Annotated in this window: 5 protein-coding genes; all 5 read right to left on the bottom strand. The window is 76.3% G+C overall.

The features are described 5' to 3' along the window. Nucleotides 1–232: zinc ribbon domain-containing protein (locus ACSNOD_RS25550; RefSeq protein WP_436769403.1), on the bottom strand; the 232-nt coding region annotated here is incomplete at its 3' end. Between the two features lie 4 nt (nucleotides 233–236). After that, entirely contained in the window at nucleotides 237–3710 is a 3474-nt protein-coding gene (locus ACSNOD_RS25555; protein WP_436769404.1) for a tetratricopeptide repeat protein, read from the bottom strand. Further along, on the bottom strand, nucleotides 3710–5035 hold the full coding sequence (locus ACSNOD_RS25560) for a hypothetical protein (protein ID WP_436769405.1): 1326 nt from the start codon (nucleotides 5033–5035) through the stop codon (nucleotides 3710–3712). The genes ACSNOD_RS25555 and ACSNOD_RS25560 overlap by 1 nt, the downstream gene beginning before the upstream one ends. A 147-nt stretch (nucleotides 5036–5182) precedes the next feature. Then, nucleotides 5183–6295: a glutamate ABC transporter substrate-binding protein gene (locus ACSNOD_RS25565; protein ID WP_436769406.1), complete on the bottom strand. Its 1113-nt coding sequence runs from the start codon at nucleotides 6293–6295 to the stop codon at nucleotides 5183–5185. Next, on the bottom strand, nucleotides 6292–7710 hold the full coding sequence (locus ACSNOD_RS25570; protein ID WP_436769407.1) for a hypothetical protein: 1419 nt from the start codon (nucleotides 7708–7710) through the stop codon (nucleotides 6292–6294). Before ACSNOD_RS25570 ends, ACSNOD_RS25565 begins: the two co-directional genes overlap by 4 nt. Nucleotides 7711–7715 lie beyond the last annotated feature (5 nt).

The following is a 7715-nucleotide window of genomic DNA, read 5'->3' on the forward strand; positions in this document are numbered from 1 at the left end:
CCGCGGCCGCCGGCGCCACGGCGTTTCGCGCGCCGGCGCGGGGCGGCTGGAGCGGTGGGACCCGGGGCGCCGAGCCGTTGAGCACGAGGGTGGGCCGGTCACCGGTCGGCGGCACCTGCGGGGCCGACGTCAGGTCGGCCCCGCACACACCGCAGAACTTGTCGTCCGACTCGAGCGGCTCGGCGCAGCTCGGACAGGTGGACAGCTCGTGCAGCCGGGGCATTCGGGACATCAATTCACACCCACGTTCTGGGGCGGAGGCGGTTGGCCCGCTCCACCAGTTCGATCCTCTCCTCGCCGCGCTGGGCCAGCCGGGCGAGCACGCGATACGCGCGTTCCAGCCCGAAGCGCAGTGCCCGCTCGTCGAGTTCGGCGTCGAGCAGGGTGGGCAGCGGGCCCGGTCCCACGGGGGTCGTGCCGCGTTCACCGGAGAGTACCCAGTCGAGCGCGCACCCCAGCACCTCGGTGGTCAGATGTTCGCGGAGCACGGCGTCGAGGCCGAACTCGCGCAGCCGCTCCACCTGCTGGGCAGCGGCCACCAGGTCGTCGAGCAGCGGTTCCGTGGCGGACCGCCCGCGCAGCCGGGCACGCACGGCGGCCACCCGGGCCGCCGTGTAGTGAATTGACGCTTCCGGTACGGACTCCAGGGCCCGCACCGCGCCGGCGCGGTCACCGGTCGCGAGCCGGACCCGGGCGAGGCCGAAGGCCGCGCTCACATAGCCGGGGTCGGTGGCCCACACCAGGTGGTAGTACTCGGCGGCGTTGTCCAACTGGCCGAGCACCTCGGCACAGATGCCGAGGGCGAGCTTGGGCGCGGGCTCGCCGGGGAACGCGTCGTAGAGCGCGTCGAAGGAGAGCGCGGCGGTCTCGTGGTCGCCGGTGACCAGGGCGGTCACGCCTCGGTACCAGACCACGCGCCAGTCCTCCGGGTGGCCGGCCTCCAGGGTGCGCAGCACGCCGGCGGCGGTCTCCGTCTCGTCCAGCTCCAGCCGCGCGCGCAGCTCCCGCAGCCGCAGCTCCGGGGAGTCGGCGGGGGCGGCGCGCAGCGCGGCGATCAGCTCCTGCGGGGCGGAGGCGAGCAGTCCGGCGAGGAAGCCGGCGCTCGGGTCGGTGGGGTCCACGCGTGGCACGGGCAACGCGAGGGCCGCGGCCCTCGCGTTGAGCGGAGCGATGACGCGCCCCGCGCCGCACCCCGTGCCCGTGGCTTCTCCCGTGCCCGTGGTCGGCCCCGCGCCCGTGCCGACGGCCGGAGCCTCCGCCGCACCGGGGGCCGGAACTTCCGCCGCGCCCAATGCCGTAACAGCCGTCGAGGGGATGGCCCCACCGCTCCCCGAGGCCGCACCCGGGCCTCCGGCCGGGCCGAGTGCCCCACCCAGGGGGCTCGGTGGGAGCCCCGTCGTCCCGGCTGTTGGGAGCCCGGCTCCGCCGCCTCCCGGGGCCGTGCCGTGGCCTCCGGCCGGGCCGTACGGCACCCCTGGTGCCGACGATGTTCCCGGTGGCCCGGGCAGGATCGGCGAGCCGGGTGGAGCCCCCGCCGGCCGGGTGGCCGGAGCCTCCGGCGTACCGGCTGTCGGGGGCCCGGCCCCGGCGCCTCCCGGGCCTCCGGCCGGGCCGTGCGGCACACCCGGCGGGCCCGAGGGGAGACCCGCTGCGCCCACCGCCGTACCGGCTGTCGTGGGCCCGGTCCCACCGCTTCCCGGGGCGGCCCCTGGGCTCCTGGCCGGGCCGTGCGGCCCACCTGGTGCCCCCGGTGGGCCTCCCGCCGCTCCGGCGGCTGAAATCCCTGGCGTACCGGCTGGCGATGGGCTGGCCCCGGCGCTCCCTGGGGCCGTGCCCGGGCCTCCGGCCGGGCTGTACGCCCCACCTGGTGCCCCCGGTGGGAGTTCCGCCGCGCCGGTGGCTGGAACCCCTGCCATACCGGCTGTCGATGGCCCGGTCCTGGCGCCACCCGGGATCGTCCCCGGGCCTCCGGGCGGGGCGTACGAACCGCCCGGAGGGGACGTGCCCGACGTTCGGCCCCCGGCGGGGGGCACCGCCGGGGGCGACGGCACGGCTCCCGGAGCGCCCGCCGCTCCCACCGCTCCAGCCGCCCCGCGCCGGCGCGCGAAACGCCGTGGCGCCGGCGGCCGCGGCCCCAGCACCGACACCCGCCCCGCCGCGTCCGCGAACAACCGCGTGTCCGTCACCCGCAGTTCCGCCCCGAAGAGCGTCGACAGCGCCGGCCGCGGCTGCCCCGACCGCAGGGCGACCACCTCCCGCAGCACCCCCGTGAGCTGCTCCGCCATCTCCTCCGCCGAGGAGAACCTGCGGTCCGGATCGGGGTCGGTGGCGCGCACCAGGAACCGGTAGAAGGACTCGTACCGCCGGAACACCTCGATGTGATCGGGGTCCGGCAGGCTGTCCGCGAAGACGGTCGTATAGCCCTGGAAGTCGAACGTGAGCACGGCCAGGGTGCGGCCCACGGTGTAGAGGTCGGAGGCGACCGTCGGGCCGGTCTCGGCGACCTCGGGGGCCTGATAGCCCACCGTGCCGTAGATCGCGCTCTCCTTGTCGTCCGCGCGCCGCACCGCGCCCATGTCGATGAGCTTGAGCTGGTCCTGCTGCTGAATGGCGTTGTCGACCTTGAAGTCGCAGTACAGCAGGTTGCGGCTGTGCAGATGGCCGAGCGCCTCCAGCGCCTCCAGCCCGTACGCGCACGCCTGGTCCACGGGCAGCGGATCGCGGCGGCCGTCCGGCCCCCGCCGCTCATTGGCGATCTCCTTGAGCGACTTGCCGCCCACGTACTCCATGACGATGTAGCCGTCGAGGCTGCCCGTGCGCTGGTCGAGGTGCTCGACGAAGTTGTAGATCCGCACGATTTTGGCGTGCTCGATCTCGGCGAGGAAGCGCCGCTCGGCGAGCGCGGCGGCGAGGGCGTCTTCGTCCCCCGTGTCCAGCAGCCCCTTGAGCACCACCCAGCGGTCGGCGACGGCGTGGTCCACGGCGAGATAGATCCAGCCCAGGCCGCCGTGGGCGAGGCAGCCCGCCACCTCGTACTGGCCGTTCACCACGTCCCCGGCCCGCAGCTTGGGCACGAAGGAGTACGGGTGGCCGCACTTGGTGCAGAAGCCCTCGGTGCGACCGGGCCGGCCGCCCCGCGCCCGGCCGACCGGAGCCCCGCAGTCCGCCCGGCTGCAGAAACGCTTCCGCTCCGGTACCTCCGGGTTCTCCAGGACCGCGGTGCGCGGGTCCGGGCGCGGCACGTCCGGCAGCGTCACCAGCCCGGCGCCGAGTCTCTTCCGGCCCTGGCCGGTGCCCGCGGACGCGGAGCCGCGCACCGATACGGAGCGGGTGGAGCGGCCCGAGGCCGTCCGGGACAGCCGCCCGGAGACCGACCGGCGCGAGGACGCCGACCGCGACGCGGAGGACCGCGATCCGGCCGAGCCTGCCGACCCCACCGAGCCTGCCGCTCCCACCGAGCCAGCCGGCCCCCCGGAACCCGCCGAGGGCATCGAACCCTTCGACGACGGGCCCGAGGAGCGCGCCGAGCCGCTGCCCCGCCCACTGCTCGGCCCACTGCCCCGCCCGCCGCCGACCGCCCCCGTCGGCGGCGAGGCCAGCAGCCCCCGCGGGGACACGACCGGGGCCAGCCCGCACTCGCCGCAGTACAGCTCGCCCCCGCCCATGTCCTCGTACGAACCCGGACAGCCGGGGCGCTGGCATGAGCCCATCAATCCCCCCTACGGTCCACCGGCCCCGGCTGCCCCGGCACCAGCACCTCCGCCGCCGCCCGCTGGTAGCGCAGCACCGCCTCCTCGGCGGCCACCAGGTCGCAGGGCGCGGTCCACAGCATCCTGCGGGCGATGTCGTACCGCTCCACCAGCAGCGGGTCCTCCGCCATCCCGTGCCGGGCGACCTTCGCCTTGTACGCGTCGAGCCGGCCGCGCAGCTCCGCCCGTACGGCCAGCGGGGCCGTCACCGCCGTCAACGACTCACGGGCGCGCAGCAGTTCGTCCTCGGCCCGCTGCTCCAGGCTGTCCAGCAGGGGGGAGAGCCGGTGCCACTGGGCGCGCCGGCGGTACTCCGCCGCCGCGGCCAGCTGCTCGTGCAGCACGGTCGGCGGGCCGCTGACCGCCGGCACCTCCGACGCCGCGATCTTGGCCAGTACTTCGCCGCGCGCGTGCCGCGCCTCGGTCAGGGTGCGGTCGGCGCGCGAGAGCACGTCCCGCAGCCGCATCAGCCGGCACTCGGCGTCCTGCCGCACGTCGAGCACCGCCTCGATCTCCCGCCGGGCGTCGTCCAGCGCGCGCGCCAGCCGGTCGTACCGCTCGGTGTCCGGGCGGCCGCCGCCGGGCGCGGAACTGCGGGTGGCCGGCGACCAGAACGCCAGCGGGTCGGAGATGACCTCGGCGCGCAGCCGGGTCAGCTCGTCGGTGATCCGCTCCAGCTCGTCCCCGGCCGGGTGCTCACCGGGCCGCACCCCGACCGAGTGCGCCAGCGAGCGGGTGCGCCGCAGCTCCACCGCGAGCATGTCGATCCGGGCGGGCAGCGCGGACCACACGGCGTCGGCGGCGACCACCACGTCCAGCGCCCGCGCGTACCAGCCGTTCATCCGCTCCACCAGCTCCTCCAGGCTCAGCTGCTCGCTGAGCCTGGCCGGGCCGCCGAGCGTCCGCGGCAGCGCGCCGCCGCCCCCGGCTCCGGCCGCCGTGCCGCCGGGCAGTACGACACCGCTGCCGCGCAGCAGCTCGGTCAGCTCCACCAGGTCCTCGCGGGCCGGCCAGCGGCGGCGCGCCCTGCGCTCCCGGGCCTGCGCCAGCGCCGCGGCGTAGGCGTCGAAGTGCGCCCACAGCAGCGAGATCAACTGCTCGGTGGCCGCCCAGCGGTCCTTGGTGGTGCCGGTCAGCTCGGCGCCTTCCAGGAGCCGGCGGCCGGCGTGGTCCTGGAGGGCGAGCAGCGAGGTCTCGATCGCCTCGTGCTCGGCGCCGAGCCGCGCCAGGGCGCGGTCCACCTCCTCCCGGTCCATGACCGGTCCGGTGGGTCCGGGGACGCCCATCGATCACCTCTCCTTCGTTCCTCGCCGGCTGCCCGGCGGCTGCCGGCCGTCTGCCCGGTGGCGGTCCGATGGCCGCCCGCCGTCGGTCGCGGCCGCCCGCGGTCGGTCGCGGTCGGCCGGGGGCGCCCGGCTCCGCGTCGGGCCCGGTCAGTCCTGGTACACGGGGGCGGGCGGCCCGCTGATGTCCTTGAGGTCGGCGGCCAGCCACGTGCGGTAGGCCCTCATCCAAGGGCTGTCCGCTCCACCCGCGCGGAACTCCTCGAGAACGTGGTTCACCCGGCGTACCAGATCGGTGTCCGCCTGGTTCATCGCCACGCCGTACGGCTCCTTGGTGAACGGGGTGCCGACCAGGCGCACGGCCGGGTCCTGCGCGGCCTGGCCCGCGGCGAGCGCGTTGTCCGTCACCACCGCGTCCACCGTGCCGAGCTGGAGCCTGACCAGGCAGTCGAGTTGGTTGGGCACCGTCGTCACCTTCGCGCCGTGCGACTGCCGGGCGAGCTCCGCCTCGCCGGTGGAGCCCTTGGCGGTGCAGACGGTCCTTCCGGCCAGCGTCCGGTCGAAGGCCGTGATCGTCGAGCCGCGCGGGGCGAGCACCTGCTGGCCGGCCTGGAAGTAGGCGGTGGAGAACGCCACGTCCTGCTTGCGCTTGCAGTTGATCGTCATGGTGCGGACGACGACGTCGACCGTGCCGGCCTTGAGCGCGGGTATTCGCTGATTCGTGGGGATCGCCCGGAAGACGACCTTGTCCGGGCTGCCGAGCAGGTTCCGGGCTATGGCCCGGACGAGGTCGATGTCGAATCCGGCGAGGTCCCCGGTGGCCGGGTCGCGATAGCCCCAGCGGTAGCTGTTCTGGTCCACGCCGGCGATCAAGTGGCCGCGCGCGCGGATGCGTTCGACGGCCGGGCCGCTGTCGGTGGACGGGCGCAGGCTCGCCTCGGGGTTGCCGCAGGAGTCGTCGGCGGCCTGCTGGGCCTGGGCGGTGCCCTGGCCCGACGGCTGCCCCTCGCCGGTGCCCCGTGCCTGCCCCTGGCCCTCGCCCTGCCCCTGTGCCTGGCTCTGCCCCGGGGTTCGCGTCACCTGCTGCTCGGGGAGTGCCCAGGGGCGTACGGAGCCGGGGTCGCGGGCCGCCTCGCTGCGCACCGCCGGTACCAGTGCCGTCGCGACGAGCACGCCCGCGGCCATGGTGGCCACACCGCCCCAGCCGCGCAGCCGTCTTCCCCTCGAGTTCGCCACGCCTGTCTCCCTCCCCTCCTCGCTCATCGGTACTCCGCCAGCCGCCGTCCTATGCCCAGCACCGCGGCCGCCGCGCCCAGGACCGCCAGCGCGATCGCGCCGGCCGGCAGGCCCGCGAGGGCGCCCCGGCCGTCGTTCGCCGCCAGCTCGAACTCCCGCCGCTCATGGGCGAGTGCCCGGTCGAGACCGGCGTCCACCCGGTCGAACGACTCGCCCGTGGTGCCCTTGCCGCCGATGACCTTCGCCAGGGCCTGGTCGTAGCTGCCCGCCTCGTCGGCGGCGCGGGCCTCGCGGTGCCGGTCCTGCCACTGGCGCACGGCCTCGATCGCCTCCCGTACGGGCTCCCGTCCCTCGGCGTCGTCCGCCAGCTTCCGCGCCCTGCCCAACAGGCTGCCCTCGGCGGCGCCGTCGTCCGCATTGGCACCGTCGCCGGTTCCGGTTCCGGCTTCGGTTCCGGTGGGGGACGGGGCGTCGCCGATCACGCGTGCCATGCCGGAACGGTAACCCGCCTCGTAGAAGTCCTCGTTGGATTCGTTCAGCACCGCGCCCCGCGCCACCAGGGTCAGGGCCTCGTCGCCGCGGGCCCGCAGCGCGTCGATCCGGGCCGTGGTCAGCACCCGCAGGGACACCGCCCCCTGGTCGCGGGAGTCCGCGAGCCGGCCGTCCGCGACGGCGTGGCCGGCCACCAGCCACAGCAGGATCACCGCGGTGGCGGCGGAGGCACCCACCAGCCCCTGGTTGAACACCCGGTTCGTACGGAGGAACTCCCGGCGCTGCGCGGCGGCGAGGCCGGCCAGGGCCAGGGCGCCGAGCCCGAGCGCCGCCCAGGGCCAGGCGCGGGCGTCGGCGTAGTCCGCGTCCAGCCGCGCCGTCTCCTCCTCGTACAGCTCCGCCGCGGCGGGCAGCAGTTCTGAGCGCATCTGCGCGTTGGCGTGCCGCAGATAGGCGCCGCCCAGCGGCAGGCCCTGCCGGTTGGTCGCCCGCGCGGTCTCCACGAGGCCGGTGTAGACCGGCAGCCGCTCGTTGAGTTCGGTGATCCTGCGGTGGGCGGGGCCCGAACCGCCGGTCGCGGCGGCGGCCCTCACGAGCAGCTCCGACGCGCGGGCGATGTCCCGCTCGAAGCGCTCCCGCACGTCGCGCGGCTCCTGCGGGCCGGCGAGGAAGCCGGCCGCGGCGGTGGTGTCGGCGTCCGCGAGGGAGCGGTAGATGTCGGCGGCGTCGTTGCTCAGCCGCTGGCTGCGGTGCACGACGTCGTCGGCCGCGGCGGCCCGCTCGGACACCTGCCAGGCGGTGAGCGCGCCGAAGGCGACGACCAGGGCGGCGAGGGCGGCGCCGACGAGCCGCAGCCGCCCCGGCTCGGTGGGCGCCGCGGCCCGCACCCGCGCGGCGCCCTCGGCCCAGCCGCGCGGGCCCGTGCGGGCCCCTGGGCGGGGGGCGGGCAGGGACG

It is taken from the genome of Streptomyces sp. URMC 123, assembly GCF_051386515.1.
Taxonomy (GTDB): Bacteria; Actinomycetota; Actinomycetes; order Streptomycetales; family Streptomycetaceae; genus Streptomyces.

What these genes read in the sequence shown, in the direction of transcription:
- ACSNOD_RS25565 (WP_436769406.1), bottom strand. Translation starts at nt 6,295, where the DNA reads ATGAGCGAGGAGGGGAGGGAGACAGGCGTGGCGAACTCGAGGGGAAGA.
- ACSNOD_RS25560 (WP_436769405.1), bottom strand. Translation starts at nt 5,035, where the DNA reads ATGGGCGTCCCCGGACCCACCGGACCGGTCATGGACCGGGAGGAGGTG.
- ACSNOD_RS25555 (WP_436769404.1), bottom strand. Translation starts at nt 3,710, where the DNA reads ATGGGCTCATGCCAGCGCCCCGGCTGTCCGGGTTCGTACGAGGACATG.